Origin of the sequence: Amycolatopsis sp. NBRC 101858 (genome assembly GCF_030269325.1) — a bacterium.
In the GTDB taxonomy this organism is placed as follows: domain Bacteria; phylum Actinomycetota; class Actinomycetes; order Mycobacteriales; family Pseudonocardiaceae; genus Amycolatopsis; species Amycolatopsis ponsaeliensis.
The window spans coordinates 1,177,404-1,201,408 of record NZ_BSTD01000002.1; the positions used below are offsets into that span (position 1 = coordinate 1,177,404).

Annotated in this window: 1 protein-coding gene and 1 pseudogene; both read right to left on the minus strand. The window is 73.2% G+C overall.

All coding sequences use genetic code 11. The annotated features are described in order from the left end of the window. Window positions 1–6 precede the first annotated feature (6 nt). A complete protein-coding gene (locus QSK39_RS18840; RefSeq protein ID WP_285479048.1) occupies window positions 7–3,984 on the minus strand; it encodes a non-ribosomal peptide synthetase in 3,978 nt (1,325 codons plus the stop codon). Continuing rightward, window positions 3,981–23,978, minus strand: a pseudogene (locus tag QSK39_RS18845) (non-ribosomal peptide synthetase); the annotation flags it as partial. The gene QSK39_RS18840 and the pseudogene QSK39_RS18845, both read right to left, overlap by 4 nt. Window positions 23,979–24,005 lie beyond the last annotated feature (27 nt).

Below are 24,005 nucleotides of genomic sequence, written 5' to 3' on the forward strand. Positions count from 1 at the left end.
TCTCCTTCACTCGTCGGCGGTCACGGCGAGCCCGGCCAGCACGGCCCGGGCCAGCTCCGCCACGTGCGGCGGTTCGACCATGTCCCAGTGGTGTCCCGGCACCGGTGTCACCGTGAGCTCGCCGCGCGTGCGGGCGCGCCAGCTCTCCGGCCGCACCTCCGGGCGGCCCTTCACCGGGTGGGTGCCGGTGGAGGTGATGAGGTGGATGCCGGTGTCGACGACCGCGCGGCAGCGGTAAGCCTCGACGGCGTCCTTGCCGGCCAGGTAAACCCGCGCCATCTGCTCGACGACGGCGTTGCCCGCCACCTCCGAGACCATGCCGCGGTCGCGGGCCTCGGCGAGCATCTCGTCGAGCGTGTCGACGGCCCCCGGAGCCAGCTTCAGCACGGCCTCGCCGAACCATGCCAGGGGATCACTCGTGTCGACCTCCGGGAGCGGGTTGCCGTAGTCGTCGACGCCGAGGACGGTCGCGTCGATGACGCACAGGTGCTCGACCGCCCGGCCCGCTTTTTCCAGCTGGGCGGCCATTTCGAAGGCCACCGACCCGCCCTGGGACCAGCCCGCGAGCCGGATGGGCCGGTCGCCGGCGACCGGCAGCAGGTCGGCGATGAACGCCGCGGCCAGCTCCTCGATGGTGTGCACCGGGTCCTCGCCGGGCGCGAAGCCGGGCGCTTGCAGCCCGAACACCGGCAGCGCCGGGTCGAGCTCGGCGACCAGCTGCAGGTACGGGAACGGGCTCCCCGCGGTCGGCGGCAGCAGGAACAGCGGGGCGACACCCGCGCGGCCCGGCGAGAGCGGGACGACCAGTCCCCCGTCGCTCTCCCCGGCGCGGATGTGGTCGGCCAGGGCCCGGACGGTCGGTGCGCGGAAGACCTCGGCCAGCCCGACGGTCGCGCCCAGCTCGGCCTTGATCCGGTCGACCAGCACCACGGCCAGCAGCGAGTGGCCGCCGACGTCGAAGAAGCCGTCGGTGACGCCGACGCGGCGGCCGAGCAGGTCTTCCCACAGTTTCGCCAGGGCCATCTCCAGCTCGTCGCGCGGGAGGACGCCGGACGTCGCGACCGGGGTGGCGTCCGGGGCGGGCAGCGCGACGCGGTCGATCTTGCCGTTCGAGGTCAGCGGCAAGGTGGCCAAAGTGGTCAAGGTCGACGGGACCATGTACTCCGGCAGCCGCTCGGAAAGGTGCGCTCGCAACTCCTCGACGTCCACTGTGGACGGCGCGACGTACCCGGCGAGCGCGCCGTCGCGGACCACGGCGACCGCCTCGGTGACGCCGGGGCCGCCGACGAGCGCGGCCTCGATCTCCCCCAGCTCGATCCGGTAGCCGCGCACCTTCACCTGGTGGTCGGTGCGGCCGACGAACTCCAGCCGCCCGTCCGGCAGGTAGCGGGCGAGGTCGCCGCTGCGGTAGAGGCGACCCGGGCCGAACGGGTTCGCCACGTACTTCGCGGCGGTCAGGCCCGGGTTGCCCGCGAAGCCGCGGGCGACTCCGGCGCCGCCCGCGTACAGCTCGCCGGTGACGCCGGCCGGGACCGGGCGCAGGTGCTCGTCCAGCAGGTAGACCTCGGTGTTCCAGATCGGCCGCCCGACCGAGATCGGCGTGGTCACGCACTCGGCGGCGGGCAGCAGGTTGATCACGTTGGCCACGGACGTCTCGGTGTGACCGTACTCGTTGGCCACCACGACTTCGGGGGCGTTCTCGCGCCAGAACTCCAGGGCTTCGGCGGTGAGCTGCTCACCGCCGACGACCAGGTGCGCGGCCGCGCCCGCCGCCTCGGGCTCCAGACAGCGGCGCAGCGGCTCGAGGTGCGCCGGGGTGAGCTTGACGAAGCTGAACTTCCGGCCGCTCGACAGCACGTCCGCGAGGCCCGCCACCGGGTGCTCGTCCTCCGGCACCAGCGTCACGGTCGTGCCGCACAGCAGCGGCAGGAACAGCCCGGTGACCGTGAGGTCGAAGGCGAGCGACGAGTGCACCGGGGCGCCGTCGCCCTCGTCGGCGCGGTAGGCCTGGCGGCACCAGTCCAGGTAGTGGAGCACGCCGCGGTGGCTGATCATCACGCCCTTGGGACGGCCGGTCGAGCCCGAGGTGTAGATGACGTAGGCGAGGTTCTCCGGGTCGACGACCGGGTCCTGCCACGGCACCGGGTCGTCGGCGACCGGCTCGTCGGCGAAGACCACGACGTCACCGAGGTCCTCATTCGCGTAGCGACGGGTCGTGACGAGCACGCGGGCGCCGGCCTGGCGGAGCATGTACTCCTTGCGGTCCTGCGGGTACGCCGGATCCAGGGGGATGTAGTGGCCGCCGGTCTTGAGGATGGCCAGCAGCACCGGCAGCAGCAGCGGGCCGCGTTCGCAGAGCACCCCGACCGGGGTCTCGACGCCGACGCCGTGGGCTCGCAGCCGCTGGGCCAGCCGGGTCGCGCGGGCCTCCAGGTCGGCGTAGGTCAGCTCGCCGCCGCCGCAGCGGACGGCGATCGCGTCCGGGTTCGACGCGGCCTGCTCGGCGATCCGGCCGTGCAGCGTGCCGCGCAGGTAGGGCTCGGCGGTGGCGTTCCAGGTTTCGAGGAGCAGCTTCCGCTCGTCCGCGCCGAGGACGTCCACTTCGGACAGCCGGACGCCGGGCCTGGCGGCCAGCTCGGTGAAGAGCCGGACGAAGTGCTCGCCCATGCGCTCCATCCGGGCCCGGTCGAAGAGCGCGGTCGCGTACTCGAGGACGCCTTCCACGGACCCGTCGGCCTGGCGGACGAAGGAGATCATCAGGTCGAACTTGGCGGTGCTCGAAGCCAGGTCGACCGAGGACACCGCGAGATCGCCCAGCGCGGCTTCGCCTTCCGAGGAGTCGTAGACGGCGAACATGACCTGGACGACCGGGGTGTGCGCGAGGTCGCGCTCGGGCGCCAGCTCCTGCACCAGCCGCTCGAACGGCAGGTCTTCGTGGGCCTGGTCGGCCAGCCGGGCCGTCCGCACGCGGTCGGCGAGGGCGGCGAAGTCCGGGTCGCCGGACAGGTCGCCGCGGGCGACGACGGTGTTCACGAAGAACCCGACCATGTGCTCCAGCTCGGCCCGGCCGCGCCCGGCGACCGGGGTGCCGACGGCGATGTCCTCGCGGCCGGTGTGCCGCCCGAGGACGACGTACGCGGCGGCGAGCAACGTCACGAACGGTGTCGCACCGGTGCTTTTTCCCTGGTCCAGTACCGCCTCGGCGGCGTCGGCCGGGATGGTGAAGCGGGCCGACGCGCCGTGGTGGTCACGCTGGGCCGGGCGCGGCCGGTCGGCCGGCAGCTCCAGGGTCTCCAGCCCGGCGAGCCGGTCCTTCCAGTAGACGAGATCCGCGTCGTGAGCGTCCACCCGGGACTGTTCCCACACCGCGAAGTCCGCATAGGACAGTTCGATCGGGGGCAGCTCGGCGCCGGTGTAGAGCTTGCGCAGGTCCTCCAGGAGGATCGGCAGCGACCAGCCGTCGCAGGCGATGTGGTGGACGTTGAGCGCCAGGACGTGCCGCTCGGGTGCCTCGCGGACCAGCAGCGCCCGGAACACCGGCCCGGCCGCGAGGTCGAACGGACGGCTGACGTAGTCCGCCAGCACCGCGTCCAGGTCGCCCTCGACCACCGGCAGGTCGACCGGCTCGGGAGCGCCGATCACCTGACGCGGCTTGTTGTCCTCGGCGATGTAGGTCGTGCGCAGGATCTCGTGCCGCGCGACCAGGGCGTCGAGCGAACGCTGCAGCGCGTCGACGTCGAGGGTGCCGTCCAGGCGGAGCAGGAGCGGCACGGCGTACTCGGCGCTGTCCGGGTCGAGGCGGTCGAGGAACCACAATCGCTGCTGGCCTGCCGACAGCGGGAGCGGGACGTCGCGGTCGGCCCGGCCGAAGGTGCGGACCGGCGCGGTCGCCCGGCCGCGCAACCGCTTCGCGAGCACCGCGGCCCGCAGCCGGGCCGCCCGTTCGGCGGTGTCGTCGGCGGGGCGGGTGTCGAACGTGGTCATGCGCTGGCCTCCTCGGTGAGGGAGTCGAGGAGCTCCTGCTCGGACATGCCGGCGAGCTCGGCCTCGATCTCGGTGTGGACCACGGCGGCGAGCGCGGCGACCGTGGTGGTCTGGAACAGCACGGGCAGGGGCAGGTCCACGCCGAACGCGGCCTGCAGCCGCATGCGGACCTTGGCGGCGAGCACGGAATGCCCGCCGAGGGCGAAGAAGTCGTCGCCGAGCCCGACGCGGGGCACGCCCAGCACCTCGGCCCAGATGTCGGCGATCAGCTGCTCCTCGGGGCTGTCCGGGGCGACGTAGTCCGCCGTCTCCTCGGCCGGTTCGGGCAGCGCGGCGCGGTCGAGCTTGCCGCTGGTGTTGACCGGCAGCGCGGCGAGCACGACGAACGCGCTCGGCACCAGGTGCTCCGGCAGCCGCTGCCCGAGGAAGGCACGCAGGTCCGCGGCCGTGACGTCCCCGGCGACGTAGGCGACCAGGCGTTTCTGGCCGGCCGGGTCCGGTTTGGCGAGCACGACCGCCGCGGTGAGCGCGGGGTGGGCCCGCAGCGCGGACTCGACTTCGCCGAGTTCGATGCGGAAGCCGCGGATCTTGACCTGGTCGTCGGTCCGGCCGAGGAACTCCAGCTCTCCGGCGCGGGTGCGGCGGACGAGGTCGCCGGTGCGGTACATCCGGCCACCCGCCGGGTTCGCGACGAACCGGCTCGCGGTGAGTCCCGGCCGGCCGAGGTAGCCGCGGGCCAGGCCCGGGCTCGCGACGTACAGCTCCCCCGCCACGCCCGGCGGCACCGGCTGCAGGCGGTCGTCCAGGACGTACGCCCGCGTGTGGCGCAGCGCGCGGCCGATGGTCACCTGCTCGCCCGGCACCAGCGGCTCGCTCACCGTGGACACGACCGTGGCTTCGGTCGGGCCGTACATGTTGAGCATCCGGCGGCCCGGCGCCCACTTCGCGACCAGCTCCGGCGGGCAGACGTCGCCGCCGACCACGACCGTCCGGAAGTCCGGCAGGTCCGGGTCCTCGACGGTGGCCAGCGCCGCGGGCGGGATCAGCGCGTGCGTCACGCGTCCTTCGGCGAGGACGTCCCGGAGCTGGTCGCCGAGCAGCGGTCCGGGCGGGGTCACGACGAGGGCGGCGCCGGTCATCAGCGACGCGCACAGCTCCAGGATCGACGCGTCGAAGCTCGGCGAGACGTACTGCAGCACGCGGTCGCCCGGGCCGACCCGGTAGGCGGCGACGGTGTTGGCCACCAGGGTGCCGAGGCCGGCGTGGCTGACGACGACACCCTTCGGCCGTCCGGTGGAGCCCGACGTGTAGATCACGTACGCCGCGTTCTCCGGCTCGACCTCGACGTCCAGCGGACTGTCGTCCATTGTGGACTCCGGCAGCTCTCGGAGAGTGAGCACCGGATCGGCGTCGTCGAGCATGTAGCGGATGCGCTCTTCCGGGTAGCCCGGGTCGATCGGGAGGAACGCCGCCCCGGTCTTGACGACGGCAAGCTGGGCGACGACCAGGTCGGCCGAGCGCGGCAGCAGCAGCGCGACGACCTCCTCCGGCCCGGCGCCGTGAGCCTGCAGGACCCGGGCCACGCGGTTCGCGGCCTTGTCCAGCTCGGCGTAGGTGAGCGAGTCCGGTCCGGCCACGACGGCCGGGGCATCCGGGGTTCGCTGTGCCTGGGCTTCGATCAACCCCGCGAAGGTCCCGCCGGGGGCATCGTCGCCGAGCGGGGTGGCCTCGGCCGCGTCGAGCATCGGGACGCGGTCCACAGGACGCTGCGGGTCGGCGGCGAGCCCGGCCAGGAGCCGGACGTACCGCTCGGCGAACCCGGCGACCGTGTCCTCGTCGAACAGCGCGACCGGGTATTCGAGGACGCCGTCGACCGCGCCGGAGGGCTGCTCGCGCAGCACCATGGCGAGGTCGAACTTGGCGGCGCCGGTCTCGACGCCCAGGGGCTCGCAGTCGAGGTCACCGAGTTCCCAGCCACCTTCGGAGACCGTCTGCAGCGCGAACATCAGCTGCACCAAGGGGTTCCGGCTCGGGTCGCGGTCGGGCCGCAGCTCGGCGACGACCCGGTCGAACGGGACTTCCTGGTGGCTGAAGGAGTTCAGCGCGGTCTCGCGGACGCGCTCCAGCAGCTCGGTGAAGCCGGGCGAGCCGGTCAGGTCCGCGCGCAGGGCCAGGGTGTTGACGAACTGGCCGATCAGCCGCTCGGTGTCCGGGTGGTCGCGACCGGCGACCGGGCTGCCGACCGCGAACTCGCGCAGCCCGGTGTGCCGGGAGACGAGGACCTGGAATCCCGCCAGCAGCGTCATGAACAGGCTGGCCCGGGCTTCGGTGCCCAGCTCGCCGAGCCGGTTCGCCAGCTCCGCCGGGACGCTGAACTCGTACCGCGCGCCACGCGGGTCCCGCACCGCCGGCCGGGGCCGGTCGGCGGGCAGCTGCACGACCTGCGGGACCCCGGCCAGCTGCGTCCGCCAGAACTCGACGTCCGCTTCGGTGGGCTGGGACCAGGTCGCGACGTCGGCGTACTGCACCGGCAACGGCGGCAGGTCGGCACCCGCGTAGAGGTCGCGCAGCTCCTCGGCGAGGAGGCCTTCGGACCAGCCGTCGAGGACGATGTGGTGGGCCGAGAGGACCAGGACGTGGTCGTCCTCGGCGAGCCGGCCGAGGGCCGCAGCGAACACCGGGCCCGTGGCGAGGTCGATGGGCCGCGCCGCCAGGAACGGCTCGACCTCGTCGATGTCGCTGACCGGCAGCGGGACCGGCCCGGCGGGGTCGACGACCTGCCTCGGCTCACCGTCGATCTCCACGAACCGGGTCCGCAGGATCTCGTGCCGCTCGACCAGTTTCGTCAGGGCGGCGGCCAGCGCGTCGATGTCGAGGGAGCCGCGGAGGCGGACCGCGTTGGGCACCAGGTACTCGGCGCTGGACGGTGCCATCCGGTCGGCCAGCCACATGCCGACCTGGACCCCCGCAAGGGGCGCGGGGCCGTCGGGCCGCTTCGGGATCGCCTCGAACTCGCGGCGGGTGGCGCGGGCGACGGCGTCGGCGAGTTCGGCGACTGTGGGCGAGTCGAAGATGAGCCGGATCGGGATGTCCGCCGAGAGCCGCTTGCGCAGCTCGGCGACCACCCGGACACCCAGCAGGGAGTGCCCGCCCAGGTCGAAGAAGTTGTCGTCCGCGCCGACGCGTTCGACGCCCAGGACGTTCTGCAGCACCTCGGCGACCAGCTCCGCGACCGGGCCTTCCGGAGCGCGGTACTCGGCGCCGGCCGCGGCCGGCGCGGGCAGCACCTTGCGGTCGATCTTGCCGCTGGTCGTGGTCGGGAACTCCGGCAGCACGCTCAGCGCCGTCGGCACGAGGTAGCCGGGCAGCCGTTCGCGGAGCTGCTCGCGGATCCCGGCCTCGGTGAGCGTGACGCCGGCCTGCGCGGTGACGTACCCGGCGAGGCGCTTGTCCCCGGGCGACGGCTGCCAGACCGTCACCGCGGCTTCACGCACCCCGGGCAGCTCCAGGAGCACCTGCTCGACCTCGCCGGGTTCGACGCGGATGCCGCGGATCTTGACCTGCGAGTCCTGGCGGCCGAGGAAGGTCAGCGCGCCGTCGGGGGTGCGCAGACCGCGGTCGCCGGTGCGGTAGAGCCGCTCGCCGGGGTGGAACGGGCTGGCCAGGAACGCCGCCGCCGTCTTGCCCGGGTTGCCGAAGTAGCCCCTCGCCAAGCCGACGCCGCCGATGAACAGGTCACCGGGGACGCCGACCGGGACCGGCCGGAAGTGCTCGTCGAGGACGTGGATCTGGTTGTTGGCGATCGGTGAGCCGACGCTGACCGAGCCCGCGCCGTCGAGGTCGGAGCGGAGGCACTCGCGCATGGTCGAGTCGATCGACACTTCGGTGGCGCCCCACTGGTTGTGCAGGGTCGCGTGCTCGCCCAGGCGGTCGAGGAACAGCTTCAGCAGTTCCGGTTGCAGCGCTTCGCCACTGGTGATGACGTTGCGCACGGTCTTGAGCGCGGCCCGGTCGGCCGAGGTCAGCTGCTCCAGGAAGAGCGTCAGCATGCTCGGCACGAACTGCAGGTTGACGACCCGGTGCTTGATGGCGCCGGCCAGGATCGCGGCCGGGTCGCGGTGCAGGCCCGGTGGGATCAGCGCGACGCGCCCGCCGACGATCAGCGGCCACAGGCATTCGATGGCGGCGTCGTCGAAGACCAGCGTCGTCTTCTGCAGGACGGCTTCGCCCGGCTGCAGCCGGTAGGTGTCCTGGTGCCAGCGCAGGCGGTTGACCCAGCCGCGGTGGGTGCTCGCGACGCCCTTCGGCTTCCCGGTGGAGCCCGAGGTGTAGTAGATCGAGACGAGGTTGTCGGGGTGGGTGTCGTCGGTGATCTCCGGGGCTTCTCCGGCCGAATCGGACACTTCGAGGAAGACGATCTCGCCGGTCGCCGGTGTCTTCGCCCCCGCGTTGACCAGGCAGACGGGCGAGTTGGCGTCGCCGAGGATGCCGAGGACCCGGAGGTCGGGTGCGTCGGTCTCGATCGGGACGAACGCGCCGCCGGCCTTGAGGATCGCGACGAGGCCCACGATCAGGTCGATCGAGCGGTCCATCCGCAGGCCGACCGGGACGTCCGGGGCCACGCCGTGGTCGCGCAACCGCGCGGCGAGGACTCCGGCGCGGCGTTCCAGCTCGGCGTAGTCGAGGTGGTCGTCTTCGTATTCGACGGCGGTCGCGTGCGGGGTTTTCGCTGCCTGTTCGGCGATGAGGTGGTGCAGGCAGACGCTCTCGTCGTAGGCGACGTCGGTGTCGTTGACGCCGTGGACGAGGTGGGTGCGCTCGGTCTCGCCGAGGAGGTCCAGCTCGCCGACCGGGGTCTCGGGTGCGTCGGCGATCCGCTCGAGCAGTGTGGTGAAGTGGCCGGCCAGGCGCTCGATCGTGGTGGTGTCGAACAGTGCGGTCGGGTACTCGAAGATGCCGGTCAGGGCGCCGCCGGGGTCGTGGGCGAGGGCGAGTTCGAGGTCGAACTTGCTGACCCGGGTGTCGACGGACAGCTGTTCGACGGTCAGGCCGGGCAGCGCCCAGCCGGCTTTCTCGTTGTTCTGCAGGGCGAACACGATCTGCACCAGCGGGGTGCGGGTGAGGTCGCGTTGTGGGCGCAGGAGTTCGACGATCCGGTCGAAGGGGACGTCGTCGTGGTCGAACGCGGCGAGGGTGCTGGTCCGGACCCGGCGCAGGAGTTCGGTGAAGGCCGGGTCGCCGGTCAGGTCCGCGCGCAGCGGCACGGTGTTGACGAAGTGCCCGACGAGCGGCTCGGTCTGCGGGTGGCTGCGGCCGGACACGGGGGTGCCGATGGCGAAGTCCCGCATGGCGGTGTAGCGGCCGATCAGGACTTCGAAGGCGGCGAGCACGGTCATGAAGAGGCTGGCACCGTGCTCGGCCCCGAGTGCGGCCAGCTTCCCGACGGTTGCCGCGGGCACGTGCACCGGGGTCTTGGCCCCGGCGATGTCCCGGGTGAGCGGGCGAGGCCGATCGGCGGGCAGCTCGGCGACGTGCGGCATGCCGTCGAGGGCTTGACGCCAGAAGGCGAGCCCGGCTTCGTCGGAGGCTTCGGCTTGCCATGCGGCAACGTCGCCGAACTGCACGGGCAGGGCCGCGGGACGGATCCCGGCGTAGTGGTCGCGGAGTTCGGCGGCGAGGACGCCCATGGACCACCCGTCGGCGACGATGTGGTGCAGGACCAGGACGAGGACGTGGTCGGTCGGTGAGACGCGGCCGAGGGCGGTGCGAACGACGGGGCCGTGTTCGAGGTCGAGCGGGATGCCGACCTGGGACTGGATGAAGGACTCGACGTCGCTCACCTCGGTGACCGGGAGCGGCAGCGGCCGCACCGGGTCGACCACCTGGGATGGCTCACCGTCCTGCTCCACGAACCGGCTGCGCAGCACCTCGTGCCGCGCCACCACCGCCGACAGCGCGCCGGCCAAGGTCTCCACGTCCAGGTCGCCGCCGATGCGCAACGCCAGCGGGACCAGGTACTCCGCCGAGCCCGGCGCGAGCCGTTCGGCGAACCAGAGTCCCCTCTGGACCGGGGAAAGCGGCGTACGCGCCCCGTGCTCGCGGACCGGGATCGGCGAGAAGTCCACAGTGGACGCATCCGGGATCAGCCGGGCCAAGGCCGCGATCGTCGGGGCCTCGAACAGCGCCCGCACCCCCAGCCGCACGCCGAACTCCGTGCGCATCCGGCCGGTCACCTTCGCCGCCAGCAGCGAATGCCCGCCCAGCGCGAAGAAGTTGTCCTCCACTCCCGGCTCCGAGACACCGAGGACATCGGCCCAGATCGCGGCGAGCGCGACCTCAGCCGGGTTCCGCGGCGCGACGTGCCCCGCGACGACCCGCTGCGGCGCGGGCAACGCCGCACGATCCAGCTTGCCGTTCGCAGTCCGGGGCAGCTCGGCCAGCGGCACGATCACCGACGGCACCAGGTACTCCGGAAGCCGTGCCGCCGCATGATCGGCCAGCACCGCCGGGTCCGCGGTGCCGACGACGTACGCCACCAGCAGCCCGTCGCGAACGACCACCGCAGCCTGCGTGACCCCCTCGAACCCGGCCAGAACGGCCTGCACTTCCCCGGGCTCGACGCGGAAGCCACGGATCTTCACCTGGTCGTCCGCCCGGCCGGCGTACTCGAGGACACCGAGAGCGTTCCACCGCGCGAGGTCACCCGTGCGGTACATCCGCTCCCCCGCCGCGAACGGCGAAGCCACGAACCGCTCGGCGGAAAGCCCCGGTTGCCCGAGGTAGCCGTGCGCGGTACCGACACCCGACAGGTACAGCTCGCCGACGACACCGGCAGGCACCGGCTGCAGGAGAGCGTCGAGGACGTACGCGTGCTTGCCGACCACCGGCCGCCCGATCGGGACCGGCCCGTCCACCGCCGTGACCGCGTGGACCGTGCTGAAGCCCATCGTCTCGGCCGGCCCGTACCCGTTGACCACCGCGACGTGCGGGTACGACCGCAGCACCTTCGCCAGGTGCGCGGGCGAGGCCGCCTCGCCGCCGGTCATCGCGCGGCGGACCGTCGCGAACACCGCCGGGTGCTCGTCGACCAGGAAGTTGAACAGGCTCGCCGAGACGTCCAGGACCGTGACATCGTGCGCCACGACCAGGTCCTCGATCAGCGCCGGCTCGGGACGCTGGCCGGGCTGGAGCACGACCGTGCCGCCGGCCAGGAGCGGCCCGAGCAGCTGCGTGCCGAACGCGTCCCACGACACCGGCGCGCACTGCAGCCAGACGTCGTCCGGGCCGAACCCGGCGTAGTCCTGGCCGGTCAGCGTGCCGACGACCGCGCGGTGCGGCGCCGCGACCGCCTTCGGGACGCCGGTCGACCCCGAGGTGAACATGACGACGGCGAGGTCGTCCGGGCTGCCGGGCAGGCCGAGGACACCGCCGTCGCGCACGGCGATCGCGGCCGCGTCGGCGACGACGTCGATCCGGCGCCAGGGCAGCTCGCGCCCATCGGTCAAGACGACCGCCGCCGACGTCCGCCGCAGCGCGCCGACCAGGCGCTCGGCCGGGAAGTCCGTGTCCAGCACGGTGTAGGCGGCCCCGGCCTTGAGCACGGCGAGCAGCGCGACGGCCAGCCGCGGCGACCGTCCGATGTGGACACCGACCAGGTCGCCGCGGCGGATGCCCTCGGCGATCAGGTGCCGGGCGAGCCGGTTGGCCTCGACGTCGAGCTGCCCGTAGGTCAGCGACGAGCCCTCGAAGACCAGCGCGGCCGCGTCCGGCGCCCACGCCGCCTGCCGCTCGACCAGCTCGTGCAGCCGCATGGCCGGAGCGGTGACCGTCGTCGTGCCCTGGGCCAGCAGCGCGGCTCGCTCGTCGGCGGTCAGCAGGTCCAGGTCCACGAGCGGGACGTCCGGAGTGGTGACGGCCGCGGTGAGGAACCGGGCGAACCGGGCCGCGATCGACTCGGCGGTGGCCGCGTCGAAGAGGTCGGCGGCGTACTCCAGCTGCCCGGTCAGGCCGGCCGGAGCGCCATCCGGCAAGTGGTTCTCCTCGATGCCCGCGGTCAGGTCGAACTTGGCGACGTCACGGCGGACCGTGACGCCCTCGGTTTCCAGACCCGGCAGGCTGAGCTGCGCGGTGGCGTTGTTCTGCAGCACCAGCATCACCTGGAACAGCGGATGCCGCGCGGCCGAGCGCGCCGGGTTCAGCTCCTCGACGACCCGCTCGAACGGGACGTCGGCGTGCGCCAGCGCGGCCAGCCCGGCGTCGCGGACGCGGGCCAGGAGCTGCCGGAACGTCGGCTGCCCGGACACGTCGGTGCGCAGGACGAGGGTGTTGACGAAGAACCCGGCGAGATCGTCCAAAGCGGTGTCCCCGCGGCCGGCGACGGCGGTGCCCAGCGGGACGTCGTCGCCCGCGCCGAGCCGCGACAGCAGCGCCGCGAACCCGGCCTGCAGCGCCATGAACAGCGTCGCGCCACCGGAGCGGGCCAGGTCGGCGAGGGCCGCGTGGACGTCCGCACCGAGCGCGAACTCCACCGAACCGCCGCGGTGGCTCGCCACAGCCGGGCGGACCCGGTCGGCGGGCAGCGCCAGTTCCTCGGGTGCCCCGGCGAGGGCGTCGCGCCAGAACCCGAGCTGACCGGTGATCTCCGCTTCGTCGAGGACTTCGCGCTGCCACAGCGTGTAGTCCGCGTACTGCACCGGCAACGGCGTCCACTTCGGAGCGTCGCCGTCGAGGCGGGCCGCGTAGGCGGTGGCCAGGTCGCGCCACAGCGGCGCGGCCGACCAGCCGTCGGACGCGATGTGGTGCAGCACCAGCAGCAGCACGTGGTCCTCGGCGGAAACCGAGACCAGGTGCGCGCGGATCGGCAGCTCGGTCCGCAGGTCGAACACGTGCGTGGCGGCCTCGGCGAGCACGTCCGGCAACGAGTCCTCGGTGCACTGGGTGAGCGTCCACGGCACCGAAGGTGTGGTCAGGATCTCCTGCCACGGCTCGCCTTCGTGCGACGGGAACACCGTGCGCAGCGACTCGTGCCGCTCGACGACGTCGGCCAAAGCGGCCTGCAGCGCGGGCACCTCGAGGGAGCCGCGCAGGCGCAGCGCACGCGGGACGTCGTAGCCGGCGTTGGCCTCTTCGGCCTGGTCGACGAACCACAGCCGCTGCTGCGCGAACGACAGCGGCAGCCGCTCGGGCCGCTCCCGCCGGGTCACCGGCGGACGCGCCGGGGCAGCGTCGCCGAGGACCTCGGCGAGCCCGGCGACCGCCGGCGTGCGGAACAGGTCGCGGATGCCCAGCTCGACGCCGAGCACGGCACGGACGCGGCCGATCAGCCGGGCGGCCAGCAGCGAATGCCCGCCCAGGTCGAAGAAGCCGTCGTCGAGACCGACCTCGGGCAGCCCGAGGACTTCGGCGAAGAGTCCACAGAGGACGTTCTCGGTGACGGTCCGCGGCCGGCGCCGTGAGCCCGCCGCGAAGTCCGGCGCGGGCAGCGCGCGGCGGTCGAGCTTGCCGTTCGCGGTCCGGGGCAGCTCGGGCAGCGGCACGATCGCCGACGGCACGAGGTAGTCCGGCAGCCGATCGGCCAGGTAGGCCCGCAGATCGGCCGGTTCGGCCGAGCCGACGACGTACCCGATCAGCCGTCCGTCACGGACGACGACCGCGGCCTGCTCGACTCCGTCGTGGCGGGCCAGCACCGCGCGGACCTCACCGGGCTCGACGCGGAAGCCGCGGACCTTGACCTGGTCGTCGGCGCGGCCGACGTACTCGAGAACGCCGTCGGCGTTCCACCGGACCAGGTCACCGGTGCGGTACATCCGCTCCCCCGCCGCGAACGGCGACGCCACGAACCGCTCGGCGGTGGCGCCGGGCAGGCCGCGGTAGCCGTCGGCGAGGCCGTGGCCCGCGAGGTACAGCTCGCCCGTAACACCCGGCGCGGCGAGCGCGAGATGCGCGTCGAGGACGTAGGCGCGCTTGCTCGCCACCGGCCGCCCGATCGGGATCGCGACCCCGCCGAGGTCGGCCGCGGTGATCGGGTGGAACGTCGTGTAGCCCATGCTCTCGGCCGGGCCGTAGCCGTTGATCAGCGCGACGCCCGGGTATTCGCGCAGTGCCTTCGTGACGTGCTCGACGGACGCCGGCTCGCCACCGGTCATGGCGCGGCGCAGCACCGAGAAGACCTGCGGCTCCTGGTCGAGGAGGTAGTTGAACAGGCTCGCCGAAGCATGCAGGACGGTGACGCCGTGCTCGACGACCAGCGCGGCGATGCGGTCCGGCTCGGGGTTCTGGCCGGGCTGCAGGACCGTGCGGCCGCCGTAGAGCAGCGCGCCGAACAGCTGGAGCGCGAAGCCGTCCCACGACACTGGGGCGCACTGGAGCCACACCTGGTCCGCGTCGAAGGTGGCGTAGCCCTGGCCCATGGTCGCGACGACGCCGCGGTGCGAGGTGGCGACGCCCTTGGGCACGCCGGTGGAGCCCGAGGTGAACATGACGCAGGCCAGGTCGGCCGGGGTCAGCTCGACGTCGGGGTTCGTCGGGTCCGGGTGGTCCGGGATCGCTGTCAGGACCCGCCGCACGCCGGCCTGCTCGGTGACCGCGGCCAGGCGCTCGGCCGGGTAGCTCGGGTCCAGCAAGGTGTAGGCGGCGCCGGACTTGAGCACGCCGAGCACCGCGGCGGCGAAGTCGAAGCCGCGGTCGATCAGGACACCGACCACCTCGCCGCGCTGCACACCGTCTTCGATGAGGTGGTGGGCGACCCGGTTGGCGCGGGCGTTCAGCTCGCCGTAGGTCAGCGACTCGTCCTCGAACAGGATCGCGACGGCGTCGGGGTCCTGGCGTTCGACGATGGTGTGCAGGCAGTCCTCAGGCGCCCGCTCGAGGTCGAGCGCGTGGCCCGAAGTCAGCACGATGTCGCGTTCGGCGGTGGTGAGCACGTCGAACGCCGCGACCGACGTCGTGGGCGCGTCGGCGATCTGCTCCAGCAGCCGGACGAACGCGGCGGCCAGGCGCTCGGCGGTGGCGGCGTCGAACAGCGCGGTCGCGTACTCGAACGCACCGGTGATTCCGTCGCCGTGGTCCTCCAGCGCGACGGTGAGGTCGAACTTGGCGACCGAACGAGTCACCTCGTACGGCTCGGTGTCCACTCCGGACAGGGCGACGGGCGGGGTGTCCTGCTGCAGCACCAGCATCACCTGGAACAGCGGGTGCCGCGACGCCGACCGCGCCGGGTTAAGCTCCTCGACCAGGCGCTCGAACGGGACGTCGTCGTGCTCGAACGCGCTCAGGTCGGCTTCCCGGACGCGGTCCAGCAGCTCGGTGAACGCAGGGGCGCCGCTGACGTCCGTCCGCAGGACGACGGTGTTCACGAAGAACCCGACGAGGTCGTCGAGAGCCGGGTCGGGCCGGCCCGCGACGGGGGTGCCGATCGGGACGTCGTCGCCGGCGCCGAACCGCGCCAGCAGCGTGGCGAGGGCGGCCTGCAGAACCATGAACAGGGTCGCGCGCTGCCCGGCCGCCAGCTCCAGGAGCCGTGCGTGCAGCTCGGCCGGGATCTCGATCGCCGCCGAGCCGCCGGTGTGGTCCGCGGTGGCGGGACGGACGCGGTCGTACGGCAGGGCCAGCTCCTCGGGCAGCCCGGACAGAGTATTCGTCCAGTACGCGAGGTCGGTGTCGAGTTCTCGTTGCCACAGCGTGTAATCCGCGTACTGCACGGGCAGCGGCTCCCACTCCGGAGCGCGGCCGCCAAGCCGGGCCGCGTACGCGGTGGCGAGGTCGCGCAGCAGGACCGGGATCGACCAGCCGTCCCCGGCGATGTGGTGGGTCAGCACCAGCAGGACGTGCTCGTCGCCCTCGCTGAACAGCCACGACCGCACCGGCGGCGCGGCGGCCAGGTCGAACGGGGTGCGCGCGGCGTCGGCGACCGAGCCGGTGCCGGCCTCGAACGGGACCTCGAAGGAGTCGAGGATCACCTGGTACGGCCCGGACTCGTCCTCGGCGTAGTACGTCCGCAGGGCTTCGTGGCGTCCGGCTACATCGGACAGTGCGGCCGCCAGCGCGGCAGCGTCGACGTCGCCACGCAGCCGCAAAGCGATCGGCATGTGGTACGAGGTGTCGTCGCGGTCCATCCGGGCCAGGAACCACAGGCGTTCCTGACCGGGCGCCAGCGGGAGCCGTTCGGGCCGCTCGCGGCGCGTGACGGCCGGGCGAGCCACGACGGCGTCACCCAGGCTCTCGCTCAGCCCGGCGACAGTCGGATTCGCGAACAGCGCCCGCACGGTGACGTCGAGGCCCAGCACCGCGCGGATCCGCCCGGCCAGCCGGGTGGCCAGCAGCGAGTGGCCGCCCAGGTCGAAGAACCCGTCGTCGACGCCGACCTCGGGCACGCCCAGGACCTCGGCGAACAGCTCGCACAGCGCGTGCTCGCGAGCGGTGCGCGGGACCCGGCCGGTGCCGCTTTCGAGTGCGGGCACGGGCAGGGCCTTGCGGTCCAGCTTGCCGTTCGGCGTCCGGGGCAGCTCGTCGAGCAGCACGAACGCCGACGGCACCATGTACCCGGGCAGCGCGGCGGCCACGTGCCGGCGCAGCTCCTCGACGTCCGCGGTGCCCACGACATACGCGACCAGGCGCTTGTCGCCCGGCCGGTCCTCGCGGACGACGACCGCGCGCAGCGCGACGGCCGGGTGCGTGGCCAGCACGGCCTCGATCTCGCCCAGCTCGATGCGGAAGCCGCGGATCTTGACCTGGTGGTCGACGCGGCCGAGGAACCGGATCTCGCCGTCGCGGCGGCGCGCGACCAGGTCGCCGGTGCGATACATCCGCTTCCCCGGCTCGAACGGCGAGGCGACGAACCGGTCCGCGGTCAGGTCGGGGCGGCCGAGGTAGCCGCGCACGACACCGTCGCCGGCGATGTACAGCTCGCCCGGCACACCCGCCGGGACCGGCCGCAGGGCGCGGTCCAGCACGTGAACCTGGGTGTTCGCGATCGGCGTGCCGATGGTCGGCGAGCCCTCGCCGACGCGCGCGGTCGTCGACCAGATCGTCGTCTCGGTCGGGCCGTACATGTTGGTCACGGATGCGGCCCGCGCCCGCAGCGCGACGGCCAGGTCGTCCGGCAGGGCTTCGCCGCCGACCAGGACGTGCACGCCGGAGAGGTCGACGGGCTCGGCCAGCAGCGCGTGGAACAGGCTCGGCGTGGCCTGCAGGAGCGTGACGCCGTCCTCGGCGAGGGCGGCCAGCGCGCGGGTGTCGCGGACGTCGTCGCGGCTCGCGAGGACGACCGTCGCCCCGGCCAGCAGCGGCGCGAAGATCTCCAGGCCCGCGATGTCGAAGCCGACGGTCGTGACGGCCAGCAGCCGGTCGCCCGGAGTCATGCCGAAGCGGTCGACCATGTCCAGCAGGAAGTTCAGCAGCGGCCGGCGCGGGACGACGACGCCCTTGGGACGGCCGGTCGAACCGGACGTGAAGATCACGTACGCCGGGCTGTCCGGCGACGCGGTGTGCGCCAGGTTCTCCGCCGGGCCGTCGAAGACCAGCTCGTCGCGGGTCAGGACCAGGGCCGGGGCGGCATCCTCCAGCATCATCGCCAGCCGGTCCTCCGGGTACTCCAGGTCGAGCGCCAGGTAGCCCGCGCCGGTTTTGAGCACGGCCAGCATCGCGATGATCAGCTGTTCGTCGCGGGGCAGGGCGAGCGCGACGTACCGCTCGGGCCCGGCGCCCCGCGTGGCGAGGTGGTGGGCGAGCCGGTTGGCCTGGGTGTTCAGTTCGGCGTAGGTCAGGGTCGTGCCGCCGAACTGCAGGGCGGGCGCGTCCGGACTGGCCGCAGCCTGCGTCTCGAACAGCTCGATCACCGAAGTGTCCGGCAGTGGCCGGACCGTCTCGCTGTTCGCCGTCTCGATGGCCACGCGCTCGCCGTCCGACAGCAAGTCCACAGTGGACAGCGCGACGTCCGGGGCGGCGACCGCGGCGGTGAGCAGGCGGACGAACCGGTCGGCCAGGTCGGCCGCGGTACCCGGGTCCAGGAGGTCGGTCGCGTACTCGAGGTACCCCCCGATCCCGGCGGTGGTCTCCTCCAGGTTGAGCGTCAGGTCGAACTTCGCGGTCGCGGTGGTCACCGGCACGTCCGCCGTGGCCAGGCCGGGCAGGGCCAGGTTCGCCGCGACGTTGTTCTGCAGCGCCAGCATCACCTGGAACAGCGGGTGCCGCGCGGTCGAGCGGGCCGGGTTGAGCCGCTCCACGACCCGCTCGAACGGGACGTCGGCGTGGTCGAACGCCGCGAGCGAGCTCTCCCGGACCCGGCGCACGAGCTCGGTGAAGCTCGGGTCGCCACTGAGGTCGGTCCGCAGCACCAGGGTCTCGACGAAGAAGCCGACGAGGTCGTCGAGCGCGGCGTCCGGCCGGCCCGCCGACGGGGTGCCGACGGCGACGTCGTCCCCGGCGCCGAGGCGGGACAGCAGGGCCGCGAACCCGGCCTGCAGCACCATGAACAGCGTCGCGTGCTCGCCGCGGGCGAGCTGCAGGAGCCGGGCGTGCAGGTCCGCGTCGAGGGCGACCGGGACGGTCGCGCCTCGGTGGCTCGCGACCGGCGGGCGCGGATGGTCGAAGGGCAGGGAGATCTCGTCGGGCAGCCCGGCGAGCGCGTCCGCCCAGTAGTCGAGGGAGTCGTCGGTGAGTTCTTGTTGCCACAGCGCGTAGTCCGCGTACTGCACCGGCAGCGGCGTCCACTTCGGACGTTCTTGTGCCACGCGGGCGGCGTAGGCCGTCGACAGGTCGCGCAGCAGCGGGCCGAAGGACCAGCCGTCGCCGGCGATGTGGTGGGTGACGAGCACCAGGACGTGGTCGTCACCGTCGGGGATCAGCGCGGCGCGGATCGGCAGGTCGGCGGCCAGGTCGAACTCGCGGGCGGCGAACTCGGCGACGTCGATCGCGTCGTCGGTCCACGGCAGCTCGGTGAGCGGGCGGATCTCCTGGCGGGGCACACCGTCGGTGTCCGGGAACACCGTCCGCAGCGCCTCATGACGCTCGACGACGTCGGCGAACGCCTGGCGCAGCGCCGCGACGTCGAGAGCGCCGGTCAGCCGCAGGGCGCGCGGGACGTTGTAGGTGGCCCCGGCCCGGTCGAGCTGTTCGACGAACCACAGGCTGCGCTGCGCCGACGACAGCGGCAGGACGTCCGGGCGCGACCGGGCCACGACGGCCGGTCGGGCGGCGTGGGCGGTGTCGAGCGCCGTGGCCAACCCGGCGACGGTCGGGGCGCGGAAGACGTCCGCGACGCCGATCCGGACCCCGAGCACCGCGCCGACGCGGGCGACGAGCCGGGCGGCCAGCAGCGAGTGCCCGCCGAGGGCGAAGAACCCGTCGTCGACGCCGACCGTGTCGACGCCGAGCACGTCGGCGAAGAGTCCGCAAAGGACCTCTTCACGCGGGGTGCGCGGTGCGCGGCTGGTGGTCGTGCGGTCGGGCGCGGGCAGGGCGCGGCGGTCGAGCTTGCCGTTGGGGGTCAGCGGCAGCGCGTCGAGCAGGACGAACGCGCTCGGCACCAGGTGTTCCGGCAGCCGCTCGGCGAGGTACGCGCGGAAGTCGGCCGGCTCGCCCACGACGTAGGCGACCAGCAGCTTCTGGCCGGGCCGGTCCTCGCGGACGACGACGGCGGACTCGCTCACGGCCGGGTGCGTGCCCAGCGCGGTCCGGATCTCACCCGGCTCGACGCGGAACCCGCGGATCTTGACCTGGTCGTCGGCGCGGCCGGCGTACTCCAGGACGCCGTCGGCGCGGCGGCGCACCAGGTCGCCGGTGCGGTACATCCGCTCCCCCGCCTCGAACGGCGACGCGACGAACCGGACAGCGGTGAGGTCGGGGCGGCGGACATAGCCGTCCGCGATGCCGCCGCCCGCGGCGTACAGCTCGCCGACCACGCCGGGCGCGACCGGCCGCAGCCGCTCGTCCAGGACGTACGCGCGCTTGCCGTTGAGCGGGGTGCCGATCGGGATGGGCGCGCCGGTGAGGTCGGCCGCCGTGACGCGGTGGCAGCTGACGAAGATCATGTTCTCGACCGGCCCGTAGGCGTTGCTGAACGCCACCGACGGGTGGCTTTCGAGGGCCTTGGTCAGGTGGGCGACCGACGCGACCTCGCCGCCGGTGTAGACGTGACTGACCTGCGAGAACACGGCCGGGTACTCGTCGAGGAGGAAGTTCAGCAGGCTGGCCGAGGCGAACATCGTCGTGACGCCGTGCCGCTCGACGAGGTCGGCGATGAGGGCGGGCTCGGGCTTCGGGCCGGGCTGCAGGACGCAGGTCGCGCCGGTGAGCAGCGCGCCGAACAGCTCGAACGCGAAGGCGTCCCAGGAGACCGGCGCGGTCTGCAGCCAGACGTCGCCGGAGTAGCCCTGGCCGAGGATCGTCGTCGCGACCGCTGCGTGCGAGGCGACGACGCCCTTCGGCGTGCCGGTCGAGCCGGAGGTGAACATGACGCAGGCGGGCCCGGCCGGGTCGGTGTGCCGGCCTGGCGCTTCCGCCATGGCGTCTACTGTGGACAGGTCGTCGAGCACGATCGGCGTGCCGACCTGCTCGGCCAGCAGCTGCCGCCGCTCGACCGGGAAGGACGGGTCCAGGAGCGTGTAGCCGCAGCCGGCCTTCAGCACGCCGAGGATGGCGGCGACCAGGTCGGGGCCGCGGTCGAGGCAGATCGCGACGATCCGCCCGGCCGGGACGCCGGTCAGGAGCGCGGCGACGCCGTTCGCGCGGGCGTCCAGCTCGGCGTAGGTGACGATCTGGTCCTCGAACAGCAGCGCGGCGCGGTCCGGGGTGCGGCGGGCGTGGCTCTCGACCAGCTCGTGCAGGAGGACGGCCGGGGCGGCGGGGGCGGGCATGCCGCCCGTCTCGGCCTGGACCCGCTCGGCCGCGTCGAGGATGGCCAGGTCGCCGATCCGCGTGTCGGGGTTCTCGGCGACCGCGGACAGGACGCGCAGCAAGCGGCCGGCCAGCGTCGCGGCGGTGCCGCGGTCGAACAGGTCGCTCGCGTACTCCAGCAGGCCGGTCAGCTCGCCGTCGCGTTCCTCGAAGATCGCGGCCAGGTCGAACTTCGCGTAGCCGATGTCGACGCGTTCGCCGTCGGCGCGGACGCCGGGGAGGTCCAGCTCGGCGGCGAGGTTGTTCTGCAGGACCAGGAGCACCTGGAACAGCGGGTGGCGGCCGAGCGAGCGGGCCGGGTTCAGCTCCTCGACGACGCGCTCGAACGGCACCTCGGAGTGCTCGAACGCGGCCAGGCAGGTCTCGCGGGCGCGGTCGAGGAGCTCGCGGAACGTCGGGTCGCCGCCGGTGGCCGTGCGCAGGACGACGGTGTTGACGAAGAACCCGACGAGATCGTCGAGGGCGGCGTCGGTGCGGCCGGCGACGGGCGAACCGACCGGAACGTCATCGCCGGCGCCGAGGCGGGTGAGCAGGGCGGCGAACGCGGCCTGCAGGACCATGAACAGCGTCGCGCCTTCCGCCGCGGCCAGCGCCGCCAGCTTCCGGTGCGTCTCGGCGGGCACGTCCATCGGGACGACGCCGCCGCGGTGGCTCGCGACCGCCGGCCGCGGGCGGTCGGCGGGCAGCGGCAGTTCTTCCGCGAGTCCGGCCAGAGCGTCACGCCAGTACGCGAGGTCGCGCTCGACAGGGAGTTCTTGTTGCCACAGCGTGTAGTCCGCGTACTGGACCGGCAACGGCGTCCACTTCGGACTTTCTCCGGCGAGACGGGCCGCGTAGGCGGTCGAGACGTCGCGCAGGAGCGGGGCGAAGGACCAGCCGTCGCTCGCGATGTGGTGCACGACCAGGAGCAGCACCGCTTCTTCGGCGTTCAGAGTGAAGAGCGTCGCGCGGATCGGGAGTTCGCGGGCGAGGTCGAAGTCCGCTTCGGTGGCCGCGGTCAGGTCGGCACCGAGAGTGTCCTCAGTGGATTCTTTGACCGCCCACGGGACTTCGCCTCCGGGGAGGATGCGCTGCACCGGCTCGTCGCCGTCGCTCGTGAAGATCGTGCGGAGGGTTTCGTGCCGGGCGACGACGTCTTCGACCGCGCTTCGCAGCGCCCTGGCGTCGATCGGGCCGGTCAGGCGGACGGCCTGCGGGATGTGGTAGCTGGCGTTGCGGGTGTCGGCCTGGTCGAGGAACCACAGCCGCCGCTGCGCGAACGACAGCGGCATCGGCTCTGGGCGGGGGCGCGGGGTGAGCGCCGGGCGGGCTTCCGGCGCGTCTTCGAGGAGTTCGGCCAGGCCGGCCGGGGTCGGCGCGCGGAAGATGTCACCGAGGGCGGCCTCGACGCCGAGCGTCGCGCGGATGCGGGAGACGAGCTTGGCCGCGAGGAGCGAGTGGCCGCCGAGAGCGAGGAAGCCGTCGTCGATGCCGACGCCGTCGACGCCGAGGATCTCGGAGAACAGCTCGCACAGTGCCGCTTCGCGCGGGGTGCGCGGGGCGCGGCCGGTGCGGGCGGCGGACCAGTCCGGGGCGGGGAGGGCCTTGCGGTCGAGCTTGCCGCTCGGGGTCAGCGGCAGCTCGGCCAGGACGACGAAGGCCGCGGGCACCATGTACTCCGGCAGGTTCTCCGCCAGGGCGGCTCGGAGGGCATCGACGTCCGGGGTGCCGTCCGGGACGACGTAGCCGACCAGACGCTGGTCGCCGACGCGGTCTTCGCGGGCCAGCACGCACGAGCCGCCGACGCCGGGCTGGCGGTCGAGGACGGCTTCGATCTCACCCAGCTCGACGCGCAGGCCGCGGATCTTCACCTGGTGGTCGGTGCGGCCGAGGTACTCCAGCGCGCCGTCTTCCGTCCAGCGTGCGAGGTCGCCGGTGCGGTACATCCGTTCCCCCGGCGCGAACGGGCTGGCCACGAACCGCTCGGCCGTCAGGCCCGGCCGGCCGTGGTAGCCGCGGGCCAGCTGGATCCCGGCGAGGTACAGCTCACCGGCCACGCCGGGCGCGACCGGGTTCAGCTCCGCGTCGAGGACGAACGTGTGCGTGTTCCACACCGGACGTCCGATGGGGACTGTCCGTTGTGCCGGGTCGCACGCCCAGTACGTCACGTCTACGGAGGCTTCGGTGGGACCGTAGAGGTTGTGCAGCTCGACACCGGGCAGGGTCTCGAAGAACCGGGCCTGCAGCTCGGCGGGCAGCGCCTCACCACTGCACAGCACGCGCCGGAGTCCGGTGCAGGTCGCGGCGGCCGGGTCGAGCAGGAACGCCTGCAGCATCGACGGGACGAAGTGGACGGTCGTGATCCGCTCGGCGCGGATCAGCCCGGCGAGGTAGGCGGGGTCGCGGTGGCCGCCGGGCCGCGCGACGACCAGCGTGGCGCCGGTCAGCAGCGGCCAGAAGAACTCCCAGACCGAGACGTCGAAGCTGGACGGCGTCTTCTGCAGCACGCGGTCGGTCTCGTCGAGGCGGTACTCGGCCTGGGTCCAGGCGAGCCGGTTGACGATGCCTTCGTGCGGCACGAGCACGCCCTTGGGGCGGCCGGTGGAGCCCGAGGTGTAGATGGCGTAGGCGAGGTCCTGGGTGGACGTCGTAGTGTCGGGTTCGGTGGCCGGGGTGAGGTCGAGGGTGTCGAGGCAGAGCGTCTCGGCGGTCTCGGCGAAGAGGCTTCTGTGGTGGGTCTGGGTGAGGACGACCGGTGCGGCGCTGTCGGCGACCATGTACGCCAGCCGGTCGGCCGGGTAGTCCGGGTCGAGCGGGACGTAGGCGCCGCCGGCCTTGAGCACCCCCAGCAGGGCGATGACGAGCTCAAGGGATCGGTCGGCGCAGACGCCGGTGAGGACACCGGGGCCCACGCCCCGCTCGACCAGGAGATTGGCGAGGCCGTTGGCCTTTCCGTGCAGTTCGCGGTAGGTCAGGGACTCGTTTTCGAACACCAGCGCCGTCGCGTCCGGGGTGCGGGCCGCCTGCTCGGCGAGCAGCCGGGCGAGCGTGCGGCCCGCTTCCGGGACGTCGGTGGTGGTGTCGTTCCAGGCCGCCAGCAGCTGCCGGTCGTCGACGTTCACGTAGATCAGCTCCAGTTCGGTTTCTGC

Excerpts from the sequence above, each read along its gene's own strand:
- QSK39_RS18840 (WP_285479048.1), bottom strand. The coding sequence starts at position 3,984 with ATGACCACGTTCGACACCCGCCCCGCCGACGACACCGCCGAACGGGCG.